Origin of the sequence: Aerococcus agrisoli (genome assembly GCF_003797145.1) — a bacterium.
GTDB lineage: Bacteria > Bacillota > Bacilli > Lactobacillales > Aerococcaceae > Aerococcus > Aerococcus agrisoli.
Map to the genome: position 1 here is coordinate 1 of NZ_RKMG01000029.1, position 21,524 is coordinate 21,524.

Sequence of the window (21,524 nt, forward strand, 5' to 3'; positions counted from 1 at the left end):
ACATTAAATGTCGAAGAGCCATTTATATCATCCAATAAGTGAATTCCAAGCTTTTTAAGGCGTTTGCCCACCACTCGTTTTTAGTACTTTGTAAGTGATTGGACGGATAGCAAAAACTAAGGGTGCCCAATTTTGGCTTGCCTGACTGTTTACTATATAGTTTTGATAATCATTACATTTATTATTGGCAATCTTTTCATTTACATAGATTAGTGTTATTATAATTTTGGATTAAAAATATATTTTGTATTCTAATAGATTTTTCATTTATTGAGTGTCGAATCTATTTGTATACAAAAACTATAGAGGAGAGAAAATGAAAAAACATTATACTTTGTACGCTGTAACCATTGCATTAGTGGTAGCAATTTCTTTATTTATCATTATTCCTATTCCAGCTGTAAACGGCTTCTTTACCTTTGCAGACGTGGGTATTATCACTGCATCCTTATTATTCGGCCCAATTGGTGGTCTTGTAGTTGGTGCCTTAAGTGGTGGCCTAATTGATTTACTTTCAGGATATGCACAGTGGATTATTTTCTCCGCACTGATCCATGGTGCACAAGGCTATGTCGCTGGCTTGGCCCAAGACAAAGACTTGAAAAATCAATTCCCCTATTTTATCCTATCAATCATTATCATGGTTGTTGGTTATGCCCTAGCTACTTGGCTCCTATATGGTTCATTAGCTACTGCAATCGCTAGTATGCCTGCGAACTTCCTACAATCAACGCTAGGGGTTGTCATTGCCGTACTGCTTAGCAACCGTTTAAAACCTATCGTGAAAAGATACTTATAATTTCTTTTGATGATACGAACCAATTAGCAAACAAAAGACCATTACCCGAAAAATATGGGTAGTGGTCTTTTTAAATTCATCTACACAAGCTTATGGATCTAACAAATACATTGAAGAAACAGAAAATAGTGCCGGTGAAATTTCACCAACACTATTTTTATTTTTAACTATTTTCTAGTAGCAAACCTGATTAAAACCACCAAATTAGGCAATTGCTGCTAACGCTTCGGTTAATACTTTTTCGCCCTTCATCATGCCATAATCTTGCATATTGATCACATCGACTTTGACGTTGGTATCGGCCAATTTAGCTTGAAATTCTTTCAACATATATTTTACTTGGGGGCCAAGCAACAAGATATCAACATCCTTAGCTGCTAAGTTAGCATCTGCATCTGAAGCAGATACAGCAAAAATCTCCGCATCTACACCCTTTTCCTCTGCAGCCTTCCGCATTTTTGAAACGAGTAAACTTGTAGACATTCCTGACGCACATACGAGCATAATTGTTTTATCAGCCATTTTATTTTTCCTCCATTTTTTGGTATACATCAATAATTTCTTTTGCCATATCTTTAAAGGCGATTGCCGTCATCAAATGATCTTGCCCATGAACCATTAGCAGTGATAATTCAACCGAATTGCCACTTGCTTCTTCGGTCAACAAGGATGTTTGTGCATGATGAGCCTTAATTAATGCAGCATCCGATTCCTTCAACAATGCATTCGCCGTTTCAAAGTCACCTTCTTTGGCAGCTGCCATTGCCTCTACTGCCTTACCCTTTGCATCACCGCCGTGCATGATAAGTTGCATAATTACTTCTAAGTTTTGTGGTTCTGCCATAGTCCAATTCTCCTTATGTTCATGCGCTATTTATTCCAAAGCACTTTGTATATAATGTATAGACATAATACGTGTAATGTTTATACATTTGTTTTCTATAGACATATATTACCACAAATACCTCATAAGTAAAACCCTTACATCCTTGAAATGGCAACTTTTTACACAAAAAAAGTCCAAACCACTTAGTCTGGACTTTGTGTCTGTTTACATGTACACGATGCAAACAAACCCTATATGTATAACGTACTTATTCCCCACGGTAACGTAATTTTAAGCCATTCAAAAAATTACGCGCATATCGGTCACCACAAGGTTTGTAATTACGGTGCCCTTCCTTACGTAAGACAGCCCCTAATTCGCTCTTTGTTAAACGACCACCTGCTTCGACCATGATTTCATGAACTTCATCAGTTGTCATAGACAAAGCAATTTTCAATTTCTTCAATAGTAGATTATTGACGTTTTCGTCATTCAACTCAAGTTCTGGCTCAGGTGCACCCTCACGTACACCTCGTTGAGACGTAATCATACCATTTAAGAAACGTTCCAAACGTTCATTATCTAGTACTTCCTCATAAATACCCTCTTCATCGCGCGTTGTCAATGCTCTCACTTGTTCCGTTGTTACTGTTGCGCCACCCATACCAAAGATGGTCACTACGTCGCTATCCTTAATATCTAATGCATATCGTAGACGTGTCAATCGATCATTATTATCCATACTTGTCACCCTTTCCTGTCAGCCTATTATAACAGATTAGCCTTCTCTTAGTCCGTCTTCAGGCGTAATTTCTCTCAGGATACGACAAGGGTTACCGACCGCAATGACATTTGCTGGTATATCCTTAGTGACAACACTGCCGCCACCTATCACGGCATTATCTCCAATCGTCACACTAGGCATCACTTTTACGCCGCCACCAATCCACACATTATCCCCAACCGTGATTGGTTTAGCATATTCCAAACCTTGATTACGTCGCTCAGCGTCGAGTGGATGTCCCGCAGTATAAAAACCACAATCTGGCGCAATAAAGACGTTGTCGCCAAAGGTCACCTTAGCGCCGTCAAGGATCACACAATTGTGATTGGCAAAAAAGTTATCCCCAATTTCAATATTGCTGCCGTAATCACACCAGAAAGGCGCTACAACCGTGAAGTTATCCCCAGTTTTACCCAACAAGTCTTGCATAATCTTGGTTTGCCCCGCTACATCCGACGGGCGTGTTTGATTAAAATCAAAACACAAATCCTTGGCCACTGCCCGTTCTGCAATCAATGCCTCATCGTAATTCGCATCATACAACAATCCCTCTAGCATCTTTTCTCGTTCAGTTAAACGCATCATCATTCCTCGCTTTCGCAAATATTCTTACCCCGATTATACCGAATCTGATACCTACAATGCGAAAAAAACAGGCAAATTCAAGACGAATTTACCTGTTTAGATTAAAATTTTTCCTCAAGATGACCGTTATTTCTGTCGCCGACACAAGGGCGTCTACCTCTTTAGCATTCTTAAAATAACCGATATTAACATATGAATACGTCGTGTCGAAAGTCTTATAAAATAACACTAAATCAGTATTGGCCCACAAGTATAAATGGCCCTTTTCCACTGTGCCCACTTGCTGAGCTTTTAGTGATGGTAATTTTATTGGTATTGAACCAACCTTTTCTTGCCCCATAAAATCACGTAAATCTATAGTAAAAGGCATGGCATCAACCAGTATCTCGGTCAGTTCATTTTCATAAAATACAGCTTCATAGGTGCGGTCTGCCGTTTCCAATAATACATCAAACATCAGTTATCCCCACTTTCAGCCAAATCAATGTGCTTGATTAATTTGGCTGGCACCCCACCTACGACTGTATTGGCTGCAACATCTTTGGTGACCACAGCACCAGCCGCCACGACAGCACCATCACCAATCGTGACACCTGATAGAATCGTCGCATTTGAACCTATCCACACCTTTTCCCCAATATGAATGGCTTTTGGATGCATGTCCGCCCGTTTGTCAGGATGCAAATCATGATCTAGGGTCGCCATCACAACCCCGTGGCCAATTAATGTACCGTCACCAATGAAGATGCCTCCTTGGTCTTGGAACTTGCATCCGGCATTGATAAACACATTCTTTCCAAGGTGGATATTCTTCCCAAAATCCGTATAAAATGGTGGAAACATCGCAAAGGATGGGTCAATCTCTTGGCCAGTTAATTCAGACATCAAGCGCCGAATTGTATCTCCCTCATTATATTGGTTGTTGATTTTACTAGTAATTTTTTGGGCTTGACCACTCATTTCATGCATAAATTGATGGAATTCTGAACCGCCTACAATCACTTTCTCTGCTGCCACATGTGCCAAATAATCATCCAACATCTTCATCTCAGCTCATCCTTTCGCTATTTTTATAGTGATTATACGTAGTAAAATCATAAATAACAAATACCTATTTATGATAGGTAAACCTAACATTTTGTTATGGTATAATCATTGCAAAAAGGAGGTACTCAAGTGGACATTAGAGTATTACGCTATTTTCTAGCCATCGCCCGAGAAGAAAATATTACAGCTGCAGCCAAAAGTCTGCACGTTTCACAACCGGCCTTATCGAAACAAATGAAAGATTTAGAGACAGAATTAGACAGCCAATTATTGATTCGCGGTAATCGGCAAATTCAATTAACCGAAGCAGGCAAGTTGCTGAAGAAACGCGCTCAGGACATCATTGCCCTAGTCGATCGTATTGACAGTGACATTCATGGTGACCACGAGGAGATTGTGGGCGAACTTCACATTGGTGGGGGTGAATCGGACGCCATGCGCCTCGTAACAGCTGCCATCAAACACTTAAACAGTGAGCATCCTAATATTCGATATCATCTATACAGTGGCATCGCTGAAGATGTCATGGATCGACTCGATCAGGGATTACTAGATTTTGGCCTGATAATAGGGACAGTCCACAAGCAGGCGTATGACTTTTTAACCTTACCCAAAGTGGATACTTGGGGCTTATTGGTGCCAGCAGATAATCCTTTGGCTATGGAGAAAAGTATACACCCAAAAGATTTAACGAATCTGCCCTTGATAGTGTCCAAACAAGCATTTGTCAACAATGAATTTTCAGGTTGGTACGGAGAGTCGCTCGATAAGCTAAATATTGTCGCCAGCTACAATCTCATTTACAACGCCTCTTTACTAGTAGAAACAGGGCTTGGCTACGCCTTAGCACTTGATAAATTGGTGAATACGACGGGTGCAAATAGCCCACTATGCTTTGTACCCTTATCACCCCAACTTACCGCACCTTTACAATTGATTTGGAAAAGTCATGACCACCTGTCCCCTGCTGCTAAAGCTTTCCTAGACGTCTTACAGCAACAATTAGAAGGATAAAATAAAAAATCCCACCCTAGATCACTATGGTGGGATTTATGACTATGTTCTATTTTGTTAATTCTGCTTTCAAAGCATTATACATTTCTTCAGTTCCCATACCAGTAAGGATTGGTAATCCTGAAATAACTTTATCCTTAATCTTATCGGGCACTGCGGTCGTTGTTACTACTGCATCATAGTCATCAATTCTATTTACTTCGGATGCAACTTTAGATTGAACGATAGTTACTTCTTTATCTAAACCATTTGATTTTAACCAATCTTTCAATTTGTTAGTAACAATCGTTGATGTCGCAATACCTGACCCACACATAACTAATAATTTTTTCACACTTTCCACTCCTTGAATTTATTCTGATACTTTTACTGTTCTTACTTTATTTACATAGTACAAACCACCTAGGCAAGCAATAAAGATAATACTAATCGTCACCCAAGGCATATATTGTGCTGATAAAATGTATAGAAGTGTAGGCCACAACCCGCCTTCTACCATTGCTGTAATTGAACTATTACCTCCTAAATCAAAATTAGAGGCTTGTGCTGCAATTGTAACTAATGGTGCCGCCCAAGAGGTAATATATAAGATAGAAGCCATATATAATGTACCTGCTACAACTGTACGAATTAAGTTACCTCTGAATACAGGTGCCATTAGACATACAGCGTACGGAATAGTTGCTAAATCGCCAAATGGAATAGTAGTATTTCCGGGTAATAGAAACGCTAAGCCAATTGTAATTGGAACAAGGAGTAAAGAACTTGATAATACCGCAGGGTGACCTACAGATAATGCTGAATCCATACCAATATTTAATTCACGACCTGGAAAACGTTTTTTAACAAATTCATTTGCCGCTTCTGATATAGGTGTTAATCCTTCCATTAATAAGGCTACCATGCGTGGTAATAACATCATAACTGCAGCTAAAGACATCCCAAGACCAAGTGTTGCACCTAAATCATATCCCGCTAATAGTCCCATACCGATACCAATTAGCAATCCCATTACAGTGGTTTCACCAAAAACACCAAATTTATCTTGAATTGTTTCTGGATCAGCTTTTAATTTGTTAAAGCCAGGTATTCTATCGAATAACCAATTCAATGGAATTGCTATTAGAAAACCTGGTGCTGATGTACCATGTGGAAATGTAATATTTGGATATCCATAGAATTTCTCAATTGTAGGGGCAATAATATCTCCTAACAAGTACATAAGCATCAAATAAGTCACCATTGCAAACAAACTTAGTACAAAATTTTGAGTTACAGCATGTACAAGTGAGGCTACAAATGCAGCATGCCAAAAATTCCAAATATCCACCATCAATGTTTTAGTCAACCCAAGAACCAATAACAGGATGTTAACACCAATACCTACTGGAATTGCTAAACTTCCCAAGACAGTTCCGTAGGAGATTGCTGAAGCGGCTGGCCATCCTACATCAATAGTTGTTAAACTTAAGCCAAAACGATCAACCATTTGTTGAGCTGCTGGTCCTAAGCTACTGCCTAATAAATTGATTACTAAATTTAAACCAATAAAGCCAATCCCTACTGTAATACCTGCAATAAAAGCTTTTCTAGGTTTGGCACCAAGTATTAACCCAAATATAAAAATTAAAATTGGTAGAACTATCGATGGACCCAAATCAACAAACCCTTGTAATAAATTTGCCATTAAAATTACCTCCCTTTATTAAATAACGTTATTAGTTTTTAGAATTTTAATCATCTCTTGTTTACTTTTTTCAGAGTCTTCCAAAGATAAAATTTGGTCAATACTTTCATTATTTTGCATCAATTCCACTAATTTTTGTAACATTTCTAGATGAGATTTTGCTTCTTTTAAAGCTAGCATAAAGACAATTCTCACCGGTACCTTTGTGGTATTATCACCCATTTGATAAAATTCCACTGAATTTTTTAACGTTAGAATAGCTATTTGAGATTCATTTACATGTTCTATATCGGTATGTGGGATTGCAAATCCTATACCATTAACTAATAGTCCAGTTGCAAATTCCTTCTCTCTATCTTGAATTGCTTTTTTAAATGATTTTTTCACAATACCTTTTTCAATTAAATCATCAGATAAAAATGACAAAACATCTAAATCACTTTTTAAACCGCTTACATTAAAATGTATTACTTCATATTCAACCATTGTCCACCTCCAAATTTTAACTTACTCACCCATCAATAGAATATTGCATAATCTTTTCCTTTTCCGATTCTGATCCCAATCAACAAAGTAAATGTAACCTACGGAACCAATCTGTAATTCTCCATCTTTTACTATAAATGTTTCACTTGAACCAAACAGTGATGCTCGAATGTGCGCATCAGCATTTAAAATACTAGACCTGTCATTAGGATACGAATCACCGTGTATCTTGCTTATTTCTTCCATAAATTTAACATGTTCTTCACCAGGATAAATGTAGTCAGATTCGGTTAATTGTCTTGGAATTAATCGATCTAGCATTCTATTTAAATCTACCTGCAAATACTCATATCCATTCCAATCAACATCATGAACATATTCTTCAAAAATTATTGAGCAAGTAGTATGTGGGGATGAAATAACGACTTGCCCATTTACTAACCCACTAGATATAACCATTTTTTTTACTTCATCTGTTATTTCATGATATGTCACATTTTTTCCAGATGATTCTAATGAGAGAGTTTCGTGTTTAATAATCAAAGCATCTTTCCCTCCTAATTATTTATATTTTCATCTAATAGTCGTATCAAATGTATTAATAAGTAAAATGATTCTGCATGATTAAATTTTATTTCGTGTACTTCCAAAAGGTATTGTTTAATCTTTTGTACAATTTTACGTTGGCTAGAATAGAGTCTGGCTGACGATTCATACAATTCCAATATATTTTCATCTTCTTTATTGTTGGGATTGTCTTGTTGTAATTGACGGAATAAGAAATATCTAAGATGAACAATAAATCTAGAATAATTTACAGTATTTTTATCTAATATCTGGTGGCTTTCTTCTTCCACTATTTTTACAATATCACTAAGTATTTGACTCAATCTAATAGTCTCTTGAAAGCTGGTGGAATCTTTTAAACCATTCACAAAGTATAAAGTAATAAAAGCTTTTTCAGATTCTGGCAATTTTGTTTCATATTTTTCATTAATATAATTTACTGCTTTATTTGCTAACTTATATTCCTTGGGATATAAATATTTAATTTCGTAATGAAAAGGTTGCAATGGAATATCATTATCGATTTCTCGTTCAAAGCTGTACTGTAAATGACTAGCTAATGAAAAAACAAAAGATTCATTTAATTCTTCACTTAAATCCTTCTTTGCTAGTTCTGAAATTTCATCAGCCATTATCAATATAGTTTCATCAATATCCTTTAATTGTTCTAATATTTTTTGTTCCTGAACAGTTGATTTCATACTATAGATAGTAGTAATCAACTTATTATCAATGCAGTCCCCTTTTTTCTTGCCAAATCCAATCCCTTTACCTAATGCAATAAACTCATTCTCTTTATCATCTCGAACCAGAAGTGCATTCTGATTCAAAGATTGAATTATCTTCAAGATAACACCCCTTTCATTAAAAAAAGGCATAAATAGAACTCCATAAGACTGGAATTATATTTATGCCTAATTAAATAGTTACACAAAATATTTTAATTTACTTCTTTTTCTTATTGTAAATCAATATTTTATTTTTTGCAAGCGTTTTCTAAAAGGGTGATTATTTCGCTTCTATTCTCCTATGACTGTAATTGAACATTTTCTAGTTCTAGCTCTTGTTACATCGAAATCTACAAAATATACATAACCCGTTGTACCTACCCCTAACTGCCCATCTTCAACATCGAAGGTTTCGCTAGATCCGATAATTGTGGCTTTTAGGTGAGCATCTCCATTCCAAAGGGCTGATCTATCTCCATTTGGTAAATATTCTGCAGCATTTGGCCATGACTCAACTGCTCTATAATGTTCTTCTCCCGGGTAAATATATGTATCTTTAGATACATGTTTAGGAATAATTTTTTCTAATACATTATTTAAATCAACTTGAAGTGATTCAGTCCCAGTTTCATCTATATCGTGTGCAAATTCTTCATAAAACACAGCACAAGTGGTATGTGGGCTAACAACTGTAACTATACCTTCTCTAATTCCACTATCTTTTATCGTTTTACGAACTTGGGCTGTAACATCAATATATGTTGGTAGTATACCTTTCGATTGTAGTTCAATTTTTTCTCTAAATACCTTCATAGAATCTCCTTTCTAATCATTATTAAAGGCTTCATAAGCTGCTTCAATCATGTTAACTAACATCTCTTTAGGATTTACTGCATTTGTAATACCACTAGTGCACCCTGTCCCATCTGCTTTCATTTTAATTATGTTATACACATCTTCTGGAGTACTTATCCCTGCTGCTTGCATAATTAAAATATTTTTATCAACTTCTCTGATTGCACTATTAGTTTTTTCAACATAACTAGCATTACTAGTCTTACCTGTACCTATTAATTCTGTCGGTTCACATAATATAATGTCCGGTTTCAACATTGCTAACGCTTTTGCCTCTACAATCGAATCTGCGCATAAAACTGTAATTATGCCTAAATCATTAGCTCGTTGAATTGATGAAATTATTTCGTTTAATTTTAATGGTTGCTCGGCATGATTTAAAAAAGTCGCACGTGCACCAGCGTTATATAAAGATTCGGGAAGAATATGGCCCATCCCTCGGCCGGGAATTATGCCATCCATGTGTTGCGAAGTAACAATAATGTTATGTGTAGATTTTGATATCATTTCGATATCCGCAAAAGGAGCTGTAACGAATATAGACATTTCAGGATATTTTTCAGCTTGCTTATCTGCTTCAATCGCTAATTCTAATAATTCCTTGCCATATAAATATGATTTTGGATTAAACATGAAAAATGGACGCTTAATATTTAATTTATTCATTGTTCTCCCCCTTTATTTCTACTCTTTGCGTTTGAAACACATCATAATAATGACTCAATATAGATTTCATTTTTTGATTTGCAATTTCTTTTAATTCAATATAATTTGATGGTTTTTCATTTTGAATCTCTTGCAATGCACCATTTATAAAATCTGAATAGATGTTTATTTTTACAATGCCACTAATTGCACAACGATTTAAATTTTCATCACCCGTGGATGAGCCGCCATGTAACACTAGGGGAATATCAGTCATATTGGCAATTTCATCCAATCTTTCAAAACTTAATTTCGGCTTTCCTTTATAAACACCATGAGCTGTACCTATAGATACCGCTAAGGAATCTACCTTGGTTTCTTCAACAAATTGAATAACATCATTAACCTCAGTATAAATAGAGTGGGTAATCTCTGAAGACTCTGAATTGTCATTTGCCCCTACGTGACCAAGTTCGGCTTCTACAGTTACGCCAAATTGATGAGCGTAATCTACAACTTTTTTGGATATCATAATATTATCCTCAAAAGATTCTTCAGATGCATCTATCATTACTGATTTGAAACCTAATTCAATTGCCTTAAAAATATATTCTGTATCTGCTCCATGATCAAGATGCAAAGCAATAGGTACTGTAGCTTTCTCCGCGAAATATTTTCCAATTAGAGATGCTTCCTCAAGCGACAAAATATCTTTATGTGATTGTGCAAAAGCTAATATTAACGGCAATCCCCTTTCTTCCGCTACCTCAACATAGGCTCTTGCCGAATCAAGATCAATAAAATTTGTTGCAGGTATCGCAAATTTACGACTCTGTGCTTCTGCAAATAATTGTTTCGTATTTACTAACAAAATAAACACTCCTTTTACATTTGTTAAACTCGATATCATATGTTATGGTATTATCATAAATATAACAGTAAGCGTTTACAACTGTATTTTGAGCTTTTTATTATAAGTATCAAAAGTCAATTAAGTTATCCATAATGATGGGAGTTTTACATATGTTAGATAGAGATAAGCTTTTGGCTGAAGTTGCCACATTATATTATGAAGAGAACTTAACTCAGGCGGAAATAGCAAAAAAAATGTTCCTATCTCGTCCAACAATTTCTCACATGCTTACCGAAGCGAAAAAAAGAGGTATCGTTACTATCACAATAAATCATACCCATTCTGACGTATTTTCTATTCAAAATGAATTAGAAAAAAAATATGGTATTGAAACAGTATTGATTGCTGATAAAAATATTTCATCTAATAATATAAAAAAGGAATTAGGAATTCTTTGTGCGAAATTTGTTGAATCTAGAATAGATAATATGAATAACATAGGCTTAGGTTGGGGAACAACTGTAAACGAATATGTAAATAAAGCCTCTTTTCTTTCCCACCCTACTCTTGAAATAATCCCTATGATTGGAGGTGTAGGTATTCACCATACCGATCTACATTCAAATCATTTAGCATTCCGATTAAGTGAGAAATATAATTGTCAGGTAAGTTACTTTTACGCACCCGTATTTGCAGAGAGTATAAAAATGCGTGATATGTTTATTTCATCTTCTTTATATCAAGAAATTTATCAGAAAGGTATAAATGTAGATTTGGCTATTTTAGGCGTAGGAAATCCCATAGAATCCTCTACCTATAAACTGTTTGGTTATTTTACTGATGAAGAAATTAAACAACTAAAAAATAGTCCCGCTATTGGAGATATTCTGGGGAGTTTTTTTGATATCGATGGGAATGTAGTTAAAATACCTTTAACTGAAAGAATGGTAGGTATAAATTTAGAGGATATTCATAAAATCAAAGAAAAACTGATCATGGCTTCAGGAATTGAAAAATTTCCTAGTATTTTAACATTACTGAAATTAAATATTATTAATCATTTAATTATAGATAAAGACTTAGCTCAAAAATTACTGGAATCGCCTGTTTGATTTCCACAATAAAACCCCCTCTAGATATATTTTCTAGTGGGGGTTAAATGTTTTTATAATTCAAAACATACTTTTAAAAATGCTACACCTCTTCGGCCTCTTCGGCGATTGCTGCTGCATACATATCCACATAATCATGCGTGGTCAAGATACCCACTAAATTATCCGGATGTAACGCACTCATTTCGGTTGACTGCCCATCTGTGACTAGGACGGTTGGCGTTCCTTTAGACTCAGCAGAAACCTCAAATAAGTGCAAAGTATTATAGAGCAGTGTATCTTTCACAACAACTTTAAATAAGCCGCTCTTTTCATCGAAATCTAAAATATCCTGTATTATTGCATCCTTAATGGTCACTTTACCAGCTGCCTTATCCACCAAAGCCATATGGCTCAACCAGGTAGCAATACCATTATCCGAAATAATTCCTTGAAACTGATCCTTCTGATTAAACACCGGAAATTGTGTATAATGTTTTTCATCCACAGCTTGGAATAATTGATACACCGAATCCTGTGTTCGTAGAAAATGTACCTCTTGTTTGTTACGATCTGTCAAATATTGGCTAACAGAAACAGGTTGTAAAAGTTTCCCCTTCACATCTGCTAGCAAAGTCATCGCAAAATCCGTTGGCTCCGCGATTTCAATAATCTCATACAGCCCTTCATCACTATTATATTCATGGACTATTACATTCCGTAACTCATTAATCTTCGTCAAATTGTTGACATTACGCTTCAAAAATTCATGATCATCCTTCAACATATGGACTGCATTCATAAAGGGAATAAAATTATTCTCCAAAAACCGCTTCGCCTTGCGCGCATCAATAAAATCATCCTGCCGCTTATTACGCGCAATCTCCTCAAAATAAGGCGCCGCCAAATCCTGTAACGCTTTATGCAACTCATTGTAGCCATCGATAAATGCTGACTGCTTAGCCGTTCCCTCTGCCATCAAACCCACTCCTCATCTCAATTCTTATATTAATTATCTATTATAAAATATACAATTACAAGTTTCATCCTATGAAAAGCACAAGCCTCGTGAAGATAATATCTAGTCTTATAAACGCAGTGCATCAACCTAAATGAATCCAGCCTCCTAACACGCCAACCACTAGCCCACACAAAAAAACATGATACCCCTCACCCTGCATACCTGAACGCACACAGCAAAGTGAAAAATATCATGTTTAAAGGATTGTGATTGTAGAAAAAACAAAAATTAACATTTATTTTGATAGGCAACCGGTCGAAGGATTGCCCACGCAATTAACGTTTTTTTATATTACTAATTGATATAAGCTAATCGCCAACGCCATTAGCATAAAGACTACCCTATTGCTCTTTAGGATATTTGTCTTGTTGTTCAGTCAATGGAATTAAAGAAGGTTTGCTTCGTTTTAATCCATCAACGATTTCTTTGGCATCTTCAGAATATTGTATCATGCGGTAGAAAGGGTCATGATAAAACAAGAATTTATAACCATTTGGTAAAGCCTCTGCCATCAAACGTTCTTTGGCAGCAATGGAGTCCATTGGATAGTCATCGACAGCACCAACCCATAAAGGATTGGTATGCACAGATGAAATCAAAATATCACCCATATGTAAGGCTGTTTCCCCAGCTTGTTCAAAGCGCACAATTGCATGGCCGTTAGAGTGACCACCTGTGTGTTCCATTGTTATGCCGGGTGCTACTTCTAGCACTTCTTTGAAGGTTTCAACCTGGTCTTGAATAGGCTCCCAGTTTTCCTTCAAATAGGTATTTCGTGTTCGACGGTTGGGGTGACGCACTTCATCCCACTCGACTTCACTCATGTAAATTGTTGCATTTGGGAAACGCGAAACCAAGCCATTTTCCCCATAATAGGTTAACCCATTGGCATGGTCATTGTGCATGTGTGTCATCATCACGACATCAATATCATCGTAAGTCAGACCAAGTTCCGCTAAGTCGTTACCAATTGTCGCAGCTTCAAGCACGCCTAAATTACGTATAGACTTATCCGTTAACTTATCCACATCCATACTTGCGTCAATCAAATAGTTCTTGCCCCGATATTGGATCAAAATGGGATCAGAAACAGATGGCATTTGATTATTGTCATTATAAGGATAGAAACGACCCCAAACAGCACGAGGTACCGGACCAAAAAGCGTACCGCCATCGGTCGCTAAGAAAGTCCCGTTTAACCAAGTAAAGGTCATTTCGTGAAATTTGTATTGATCTAACATCAACGGTGTCCTCCTTAAACAAAATACCGCCCTTTTGTGGAAGCATGGAGCGCTAGGACGGTACTTGTTATATCTTATTCAGAAATGTAGTTCATTTCGATTGCTTGTTGACGTAATTCATCACGGAAATCAGGATGAGCAATCGCAATTAATGCTTCTACACGTTCACGAATTGTTTTGTTTTTCAAGTTGGCAATACCATATTCAGTAACAACCATGTTGATGTCATTCTTACTTGTTGTTGCAGGGGCACCACTGAATAATTTAGGTACAATTGTTGACACTTTACCTTTGGCAGCAGTTGAATATAGCGCAATAAAGCCGCGACCATTCTTCGTTAAGTTAACACCTTTCGTGAAGTCAGCTTGACCACCTGTTGAAGAGTAGTAAGTATTCATGACACGTTCTGAAGAAACTTGACCAAGAAGATCCACTTCAATACCAGAGTTAATCGATACAAAGTTGTCATTTTCAGCAATGTATTTTTGACCATTTGAAATACTTGAAGGTACCATCAAAATATCTTTATTGTGGTCCATGAAGTCATACATTTCTTTTGTTCCTAACGCAAAGGTTGAAATTGACGTACCAACAAAGTTTTGTTTATGTTCGTTCGTTAAGACACCTTTTTCATGTAGCAATTGCGCTTTAGAAGTAAACATTTCGCTGTGTAAACCTATGTTTTTCTTGTTGACTAGGTTGTTCATTACAGCGTTAGGCATTGCACCAATACCAACTTGGATAGTATCGCCATCTTCAATCAATTCAGAGATGTAATCCCCAATTTTTTGGTCTTTTTCATTGATTTCAGATTCAGGTAATACAGGAATTTGTTCATTATTTTCTACTAATGCATCTACTTGGCTGATATGGATTGTATTTTCGATACCATAAGTATAAGGCATTGTTTCATTTACTTCTAAGATGATTTTTTTCGCATATTTAATTTGTGGTCCAAAATATGAGTTCCCAACACCTAATGAGAAGTTTCCTTCTTCATCCATTGGTGAAACAGTTGCCACTAAAACTGGTTCTGGTTCACGTGCATGTAAGATGTTTGGAATTTCTGAGAAGTGGTTAGGAATTAATTCAGTTTTACCACTATTGAAAGCTTTACGGTCATGACCTGATAAGAAGAATGACAGTTGTGTTAATTTTTCTTTTGGTAAATCTAACACACGGTGCATTGTTAACATGGTATATAAACGGTTACCGTCTAAGTTTTCATGTTTTTCTAAAGCTTCGTGTAATGCTGAAGGTTCGCCTGCACCCAATGGATAAACGATTGCTTCACCTGGTTCAATCACTTTGATTGCTTCTTCAGGCGTTGTTAATTTCTCTTGATATAATTTTTCAAATTCAGTTTGTGCCATATCTCGTCCTCTTTCTTCAAATTCAATCTATTCTTTGGTAAATTGCGCTTTTTCTTTATTAATGAAGGCTTGCATACCAGCTTTTTGGTCTTTCGTTGCAAATAACAGACCGAAACTTTGTGCTTCAAACGCTAACCCTTGATCCAAAGTCATATCAAAGCCTTTGTCGATTGCTACCTTAGCACTTTCTACTGCAAGCGGTGCATTCTTGTTAATCTTTTCAGCCATCGCATAGGCAGTATCTAGTAATGCATCTGCTTCAACGACTTGATTGAATAAACCAATGCGTAACCCTTCAGCAGCGTCAATATTGTTCGCTGTGAAAATAAGCTCCTTCGCTTTGCCAAGTCCTACTAAACGGCTTAGACGTTGTGTCCCACCAAATCCAGGAATAATCCCTAGACCAACTTCTGGTTGACCAACTTTTGCATTCGTAGAGGCAATACGGATATCAGCAGACAAAGCTAACTCAAGTCCTCCACCCAAGGCATAACCATTAACTGCAGCAATAACTGGTTGACGTAATGTAGCGATTTTCGCAAATGCACGGTTACCTAATTCAGAGAAGGTGTGCCCTTCTAAAGCATTCTTTTCTGCCATTTCTTTGATATCAGCACCGGCTACAAAAGCTTTCTCACCCGCACCAGTAATGACTAATACTTGAATGTCTTGGTTAGCTTCAATCTCTTTTGTAATCGCTTCCAATTCCGATAAAACTTCAGCGTTTAAGGCGTTTAAAGATTTGGGACGGTTAATCGTTAACGTCCCAATCTTGTTCGCCACTTCAAGTTGTAAAGTGTTGTATTCTGTCATGATTTCCTCCTGACGGCCTACTCGTAAGAGAAGAAGCCTTGTCCAGTTTTGCGGCCTAATTGACCTGCTTCAACATATTTCACTAATAATGGTGCTGGACGGTATTTAGGATCTTTGTAGCCATCATATAAAGTATTCATGATTGCTAGTACAGTATCTAAACCGATTAAGTCACCTAATGCCAATGGTCCCATTGGATGACTAGCACCTAATTTCATTGCTGTATCAATTTCTTCAGCAGATGCAACGCCAGAATCTAAGATAAAGATTGCTTCGTTAATCATCGGAATTAACACACGGTTTACAACGAAACCTGGAGAATCTTTTACTTCTACTGCTTCTTTACCTAATGATTCACTTACTTGTTTCATTGCTTCTACAGTTGTCAATGAAGTCTTGATACCAATATTTAATTCAATCAATTTCATTGCTGGTACTGGGTTGAAGAAATGTAAACCAATCACTTTATCAGGACGTTTTGTTACGGCACCGATTTTAGTGATAGATAATGAAGAAGTGTTTGTCGCTAAGATGGTATCTTCCTTAGCAATTTCATCTAATTGACGGAAGATATCTAATTTGATTTTTTCATTTTCAGTTGCTGCTTCAATGATTAAATCAACATCTTTAGCATCGTCATATGAAGTAGAAGTAGTAATCTTAGCTAGAATAGCATCTACTTCTTCTTGGGTCATTTTCCCTTTTTCAACACGGCGTACAAGACCTTTTTCGATGTTTGCTAAACCGCGATCTACAAATTCTTGTTTAATATCGTTTAATACAACTGTATAACCAGCTTGTGCAAATACTTGGGCGATACCGCCGCCCATTTGTCCTGCACCAATTACAAATACTTTTTCCATAATGTAATGGCTCCTTTTATAATGTCTCGTTTCAGATTAGCGTTTGATGATTAAGGCGTTACCTTGGCCCCCACCAATACATAAAGTTGCTAAACCTGTCTTCGCATCACGTTTAATCATTTCGTGGATTAAAGTAACGATGATACGTGCACCAGAAGCACCGATTGGGTGACCTAATGAGATTGCCCCACCATTTACGTTAGTGATTTCAGGGTCAAAACCTAATGATTTATTAACGCTCAACGCTTGTGCAGCAAAGGCTTCATTTGATTCGATTAAGTCTAAATCTTCTACTGTTAAACCAGCTTTTGATAAAGCTTTTTTCGTTGCAGAGATTGGGCCAGTACCCATGATTGATGGATCCACACCACATGAAGCAGATGAAACGATTGTAGCTAATGGTTCATAACCTAATTCTTCTGCTTTTTCTTTAGACATTAAGACTAAGATTGCAGCAGCATCATTGATTGTTGAAGAGTTACCAGCAGTTACAGTACCGCCATCTTTCTTAAATGCAGGACGTAATTTAGCTAAACCTTCTGCTGTAGAACCGAAACGAACACCTTCATCTTGTGTCACAACAATTGGGTCACCTTTACGTTGCGGTACTGAGATTGGCACGATTTCATCTTCGAAACGACCAGATTTGATTGCTGCTTCAGCTTTTTGTTGACTCTTCGCTGCAAATTCATCTTGTTCTTCACGAGATAAGTCATATTTTTCAGCAACGTTTTCTGCAGTGATACCCATGTGGTAACCTTCGAATGCATCTGTTAAACCATCTTTTAACATAGTATCAACAGCGCGACCGTCACCCATACGTCCACCCCAACGGTAGTCGTTTAATACATATGGTGATTGGCTCATGTTTTCAGTACCACCAACAACCACGATGTCGTTGTCGCCAACCATGATTGATTGCGCACCTAACATAACTGTTTTCACACCTGAACCACAAACTTGATTTACTGAGAAAGAAGGTACTTCTTTAGGAATACCAGCATTCATAGACACTTGACGTGCCACGTTTTGTCCTAAGCCAGCACTTAGGACATTACCTAAGATGACTTCATCTACTAAGCTAGGATCCAAGTTCAAACGATTTAAAGATTCTTTCACGACATCTGTTCCTAATTGAACTGCTGAATAATTTTTAAATGCGCCACCAAATGATCCGATTGCTGAACGTAATGCTGATACAATTACTACTTCTTTTGTACTCACTGTTTTTTCCTCCATTTATATATATGCTTTTTAAATTCTATTATATACTAATGCAACTTTGTATTTAATTTGGCGATTTTGTGGAATCGATACTTATATTATACTGGTAGCGTTTACAATATAAAAGGGGGTTATACCATGAAAACGGTATCAGAAACTTATTGAAGTATAAGTCATCCTTATAAAACTTTGTAGATTTCGATAAAATAAAAGGTCCTAAAGCCAAAAAATGACTCTAGGACCTACAGATATTAGGAAAAGTTAGGTTTTTCTAAGTATTTGCTGGCGCAAAATTGCTTACAATCTGATTGAAAACATAATCTTTTAACGGTTCATGTTTTTCATGACGTGCGCGACAAATGGTGAAATTAAATGGAATTGGATCCTTGAATTTTCGTATCGTAGACAAATCTCGATTCAAATGCTTCTCTACTGGTCTAGGCAAAATAGTCACAATATCTGTACCTTGAGTTGCATCCATTAGGTAAGACCATGATGATGACGTGAAAAGAATTTGACTATCCAAATGATTTTCTTCCAACTTTTCGCTGACGAGTTGATGCGTCATAAAAGAACTTTTGAAGGTTGCCAATGGATATTTATCTAAATCACGCCAATTCAAGCGGTTTTTCTTAGCCAAAGGATTATTCTGCGACAAGAATGCCACCATTTCATCAAAACAAATCGTATGCTGCTCATATACCTTTTCGTCTAGTAAGGTTGGTTCGATAAGGATGGCTATATCTAAATCATCTTTAATCAACTTTTGACGTAAAGCATGACTACCATCTTCACTGATGGATATCTGTATCTCCTTATTTTCTACTGATAGTTTAGGGAAATAGGCAGCAAAGTAGGTTTCTAAGATGAGTGATGGTAAACCAATACGAATGGTTCCTTTTTGGCGTAAAGATTCATAATGAATAATATGATCTAATTCATCTGACAAAGCCAAAATTTTAATCGCATAGTCATATACTTCCTTACCAGCGGTTGTTAGTCCTTGTAAACGGCTATTCTTGCGGTTAAACAACTCAATTTCATGATCTCTTTCAAAGGTAGAGATAAACTGACTCAGGGCGGGTTGACTAATGTGGATTTTCTTGGCAGCTAGCGACAAGTTAAAGTTACATTCCACAATGTTAACAAAATAATATAACTGTAAGATGTTCAATTTCACGGCACCCCTCTCTATTAGTTTCGATTATAGCAAAGTTTATAAAACTAAAAAAAGAAATCAACCTCAAGTGTTTCCTGAAGTTGATTTCCGAATTTGTTCATAGCAATTATTGAGGTGGATTGCGATTAAACAAATGCGCCGATACCTGTAATCTCACGGCCTACAAGTAAAGCGTTAATTTCATGTGTACCTTCATAAGTGTAGATAGCTTCAGCATCTGCGAAGAAGCGTGCTACATCAGATTCTAGGGTAATACCATTACCACCAGTTACTTCACGTGCTAAGGCAACTGTTTCACGCATTCTTAATGAGTTGTGCATTTTCGCTAATGAAGAGTTGAACATTTCGTATTCGCCATTTTCCATTAATTCAGCAATACGTACTGAGTAACCTAAAGCTGCTGTAGCGTTAGATTGCATACGTGCTAATTTTTCTTGAACTAATTGGAAACCAGCTAATTTACGGTCGAATTGTTCACGTTCAGAAGTGTTACGTAAAGCAGCAACGAAAGCACCTGCTGTTACACCGTTGGCAATATGTGCAACGTCTGCACGAGTGTGGATGAAGATTTCATTTACAGAACGGAAACCGTTGATGTTTGGTAAACGGTCAGCTTCTGGCACTTCAACGTTTTCTAAAGTGATGTGGCCATTTTGAACCATACGTAATGAAATTTTGTTAGGAATTGGCACAGCATTGTAACCAGGAGTACCTTTACGAACGATGAAACATTTGATTTTGCCATCTTCAACGTCACGAGCAAATACAGGAACGATATCAGCAGTATCTGCACCACCGATCCAACGTTTTTCACCGTTTAAGATCCATTTGTCACCTTTACGTTCTGCAGTAGTTGCTAAACCACCTGCAATATCCGAACCGTGATCTGGTTCAGTTAAAGCAAAACATGTTTGCCATTCGAAGTTACGTACTTTAGTTGCGAATTCTTGTTTTTGTTCTTCAGAACCACCGATTAAGATTGTGTTGTAACCTAAACCACCGTGTACTGTGTAGAATGTAGCAATTGAAGCATCAAAGCGAGCTAATTCATAGTATAGGAAGGCATTATACATTTCGCTAGCTTTCCATTTTTCATCGCGACCTTCAAATAATTTAGGGCTGTTCATAATGCCAGCTTCTTTTAATTTGTAGAATGCTTCAAACGGGAATTTACCGCGTTCCCAGTGGTCAGTTACAACTGGACGAATATCATTCTCAATGATTTGACGTACATGTTGTAATACTTCCAATTCACCATCAGTTAATTTTTCTGCGTAATGGAATACATCTTCTGGGTATAATTCACGGATAATTTCTGCTTTTGTTGACATAGTTTTGTCCTCCATTTAAGTTCAATTTTGTTTTATTTTAATTAAATACTTATTGCAAACGCTTCCACACACATATAATAACCCATCCTTATTCATTTTTAAAATAAGGAATTTGAATTGAAATATAAGTTTAAGTTATAGATAGTACAAAAACCCTATTCTTTCAAGATTTTATACAGTCAAAAGCATTGGATGAAACTTTTCTTCCTAACTGAATACATCCAAATTATGCTTCCTGTGAGGCTTTTGTTTATATGCATACACACATACAAGGCTGGTACAATTACCGAAGGATAGTTATCCTACATTTGTTGAGAAAACCGCAATTACAGAATGCGCGTGTCATTCAGGCATTTTTATCCCGAATAAATTGTGGTTCTATAAGATATGCTATTTTTTTACTGAATATAACCACATTCAGGATAAATTTTTACCATCTGTATCGAACGAATCGTCATTGTATATAACTGGTCATTTATTTACCGAATAGAGGCTGGGACAAAAGGCCTCT

The 21,524-nt window shown here is 36.6% G+C and carries 25 protein-coding genes; 3 read left to right on the forward strand and 22 right to left on the reverse strand.

Going from position 1 to position 21,524, the window contains the following annotated elements:
- The first annotated feature begins 316 nt into the window (after positions 1 to 316).
- The gene (locus EF384_RS07970; RefSeq protein WP_123780953.1) at positions 317 to 799 is read left to right on the forward strand and encodes an ECF transporter S component; all 483 of its coding nucleotides are present in this window, start codon (positions 317 to 319) and stop codon (positions 797 to 799) included.
- 204 nt (positions 800 to 1,003) lie between these two features.
- Here the strand turns inward: EF384_RS07970 and EF384_RS07975 are convergent, their stop codons facing one another.
- The 6 genes from EF384_RS07975 to EF384_RS08000 form a co-directional block, all read right to left on the reverse strand.
- A complete protein-coding gene (locus tag EF384_RS07975; protein ID WP_094517850.1) occupies positions 1,004 to 1,321 on the reverse strand; it encodes a PTS sugar transporter subunit IIB in 318 nt (105 codons plus the stop codon).
- A 1-nt stretch (position 1,322) separates the two neighbouring features.
- Entirely contained in the window at positions 1,323 to 1,643 is a 321-nt protein-coding gene (locus EF384_RS07980; protein WP_123780955.1) for a PTS lactose/cellobiose transporter subunit IIA, read from the reverse strand.
- Between the two features lie 250 nt (positions 1,644 to 1,893).
- Positions 1,894 to 2,367 (reverse strand): YehS family protein, encoded by a 474-nt coding sequence (locus EF384_RS07985; protein ID WP_094517848.1) that lies wholly within the window; start codon positions 2,365 to 2,367, stop codon positions 1,894 to 1,896.
- A gap of 36 nt (positions 2,368 to 2,403) precedes the next feature.
- Positions 2,404 to 2,991 (reverse strand): sugar O-acetyltransferase, encoded by a 588-nt coding sequence (locus EF384_RS07990; RefSeq protein WP_123780985.1) that lies wholly within the window; start codon positions 2,989 to 2,991, stop codon positions 2,404 to 2,406.
- Positions 2,992 to 3,082: 91 nt separating this feature from the next.
- Entirely contained in the window at positions 3,083 to 3,451 is a 369-nt protein-coding gene (locus EF384_RS07995) for a cyclophilin-like fold protein (RefSeq protein ID WP_123780956.1), read from the reverse strand.
- Positions 3,451 to 4,041, reverse strand: coding sequence for a DapH/DapD/GlmU-related protein (locus tag EF384_RS08000; protein ID WP_199729736.1), 591 nt, complete (start codon positions 4,039 to 4,041; stop codon positions 3,451 to 3,453). Before EF384_RS08000 ends, EF384_RS07995 begins: the two co-directional genes overlap by 1 nt.
- A gap of 129 nt (positions 4,042 to 4,170) precedes the next feature.
- Between EF384_RS08000 and EF384_RS08005 the strand changes: the two genes are divergently transcribed.
- Complete coding sequence (locus tag EF384_RS08005) at positions 4,171 to 5,055, forward strand: LysR family transcriptional regulator (RefSeq protein WP_123780958.1); 885 nt, start codon at positions 4,171 to 4,173, stop codon at positions 5,053 to 5,055.
- Between the two features lie 49 nt (positions 5,056 to 5,104).
- On the opposite strand, the gene EF384_RS08010 is transcribed toward EF384_RS08005, so the two are convergent.
- The 8 genes from EF384_RS08010 to EF384_RS08045 all read right to left on the reverse strand — a co-directional run bounded on the left by EF384_RS08010 (position 5,105) and on the right by EF384_RS08045 (position 10,894).
- Positions 5,105 to 5,389 carry a PTS sugar transporter subunit IIB gene (locus EF384_RS08010; RefSeq protein WP_094517843.1) on the reverse strand — a complete coding sequence of 95 codons (285 nt, stop codon included), beginning with the start codon at positions 5,387 to 5,389 and terminating at the stop codon, positions 5,105 to 5,107.
- Between the two features lie 18 nt (positions 5,390 to 5,407).
- Positions 5,408 to 6,742 (reverse strand): PTS galactitol transporter subunit IIC, encoded by a 1,335-nt coding sequence (locus EF384_RS08015; protein WP_123780960.1) that lies wholly within the window; start codon positions 6,740 to 6,742, stop codon positions 5,408 to 5,410.
- Between the two features lie 18 nt (positions 6,743 to 6,760).
- A complete protein-coding gene (locus EF384_RS08020; protein WP_123780962.1) occupies positions 6,761 to 7,228 on the reverse strand; it encodes a PTS sugar transporter subunit IIA in 468 nt (155 codons plus the stop codon).
- A 21-nt stretch (positions 7,229 to 7,249) separates the two neighbouring features.
- Complete coding sequence (locus EF384_RS08025; protein ID WP_123780964.1) at positions 7,250 to 7,771, reverse strand: YjbQ family protein; 522 nt, start codon at positions 7,769 to 7,771, stop codon at positions 7,250 to 7,252.
- Positions 7,772 to 7,785: 14 nt separating this feature from the next.
- Entirely contained in the window at positions 7,786 to 8,673 is an 888-nt protein-coding gene (locus EF384_RS08030) for a PRD domain-containing protein (RefSeq protein ID WP_123780966.1), read from the reverse strand.
- A gap of 141 nt (positions 8,674 to 8,814) precedes the next feature.
- Complete coding sequence (locus tag EF384_RS08035; protein ID WP_094517837.1) at positions 8,815 to 9,336, reverse strand: YjbQ family protein; 522 nt, start codon at positions 9,334 to 9,336, stop codon at positions 8,815 to 8,817.
- Positions 9,337 to 9,348: 12 nt separating this feature from the next.
- Positions 9,349 to 10,044 carry a triose-phosphate isomerase gene (locus tag EF384_RS08040; protein WP_123780968.1) on the reverse strand — a complete coding sequence of 232 codons (696 nt, stop codon included), beginning with the start codon at positions 10,042 to 10,044 and terminating at the stop codon, positions 9,349 to 9,351.
- On the reverse strand, positions 10,037 to 10,894 hold the full coding sequence (locus EF384_RS08045; protein ID WP_199729737.1) for a class II fructose-bisphosphate aldolase: 858 nt from the start codon (positions 10,892 to 10,894) through the stop codon (positions 10,037 to 10,039). The genes EF384_RS08040 and EF384_RS08045 overlap by 8 nt, the downstream gene beginning before the upstream one ends.
- Before the next feature lie 152 nt (positions 10,895 to 11,046).
- On the opposite strand from EF384_RS08045, the gene EF384_RS08050 reads away from it, so the two are divergent.
- The gene (locus tag EF384_RS08050; RefSeq protein WP_158607420.1) at positions 11,047 to 11,988 is read left to right on the forward strand and encodes a sugar-binding transcriptional regulator; all 942 of its coding nucleotides are present in this window, start codon (positions 11,047 to 11,049) and stop codon (positions 11,986 to 11,988) included.
- Between the two features lie 82 nt (positions 11,989 to 12,070).
- On the opposite strand, the gene EF384_RS08055 is transcribed toward EF384_RS08050, so the two are convergent.
- The 8 genes from EF384_RS08055 to fadE all read right to left on the reverse strand — a co-directional run bounded on the left by EF384_RS08055 (position 12,071) and on the right by fadE (position 21,013).
- A complete protein-coding gene (locus tag EF384_RS08055; protein WP_123780971.1) occupies positions 12,071 to 12,946 on the reverse strand; it encodes a CBS domain-containing protein in 876 nt (291 codons plus the stop codon).
- Positions 12,947 to 13,329: 383 nt separating this feature from the next.
- Positions 13,330 to 14,229, reverse strand: a complete 900-nt coding sequence (locus EF384_RS08060; RefSeq protein WP_123780973.1) for an MBL fold metallo-hydrolase — start codon at positions 14,227 to 14,229, stop codon at positions 13,330 to 13,332.
- Positions 14,230 to 14,303: 74 nt separating this feature from the next.
- A complete protein-coding gene (locus tag EF384_RS08065; protein WP_123780975.1) occupies positions 14,304 to 15,602 on the reverse strand; it encodes an acetyl-CoA hydrolase/transferase family protein in 1,299 nt (432 codons plus the stop codon).
- 27 nt (positions 15,603 to 15,629) lie between these two features.
- Positions 15,630 to 16,415, reverse strand: a complete 786-nt coding sequence (locus EF384_RS08070) for an enoyl-CoA hydratase-related protein (protein WP_123780977.1) — start codon at positions 16,413 to 16,415, stop codon at positions 15,630 to 15,632.
- Positions 16,416 to 16,432: 17 nt separating this feature from the next.
- Complete coding sequence (locus tag EF384_RS08075) at positions 16,433 to 17,278, reverse strand: 3-hydroxybutyryl-CoA dehydrogenase (protein ID WP_123780979.1); 846 nt, start codon at positions 17,276 to 17,278, stop codon at positions 16,433 to 16,435.
- Between the two features lie 36 nt (positions 17,279 to 17,314).
- Positions 17,315 to 18,502: an acetyl-CoA C-acetyltransferase gene (locus EF384_RS08080; protein WP_233570074.1), complete on the reverse strand. Its 1,188-nt coding sequence runs from the start codon at positions 18,500 to 18,502 to the stop codon at positions 17,315 to 17,317.
- 271 nt (positions 18,503 to 18,773) lie between these two features.
- A complete protein-coding gene (locus EF384_RS08085) occupies positions 18,774 to 19,682 on the reverse strand; it encodes a LysR family transcriptional regulator (protein ID WP_233570075.1) in 909 nt (302 codons plus the stop codon).
- Positions 19,683 to 19,807: 125 nt separating this feature from the next.
- Positions 19,808 to 21,013 carry an acyl-CoA dehydrogenase FadE gene (gene fadE / locus EF384_RS08090; RefSeq protein WP_123780983.1) on the reverse strand — a complete coding sequence of 402 codons (1,206 nt, stop codon included), beginning with the start codon at positions 21,011 to 21,013 and terminating at the stop codon, positions 19,808 to 19,810.
- Positions 21,014 to 21,524 lie beyond the last annotated feature (511 nt).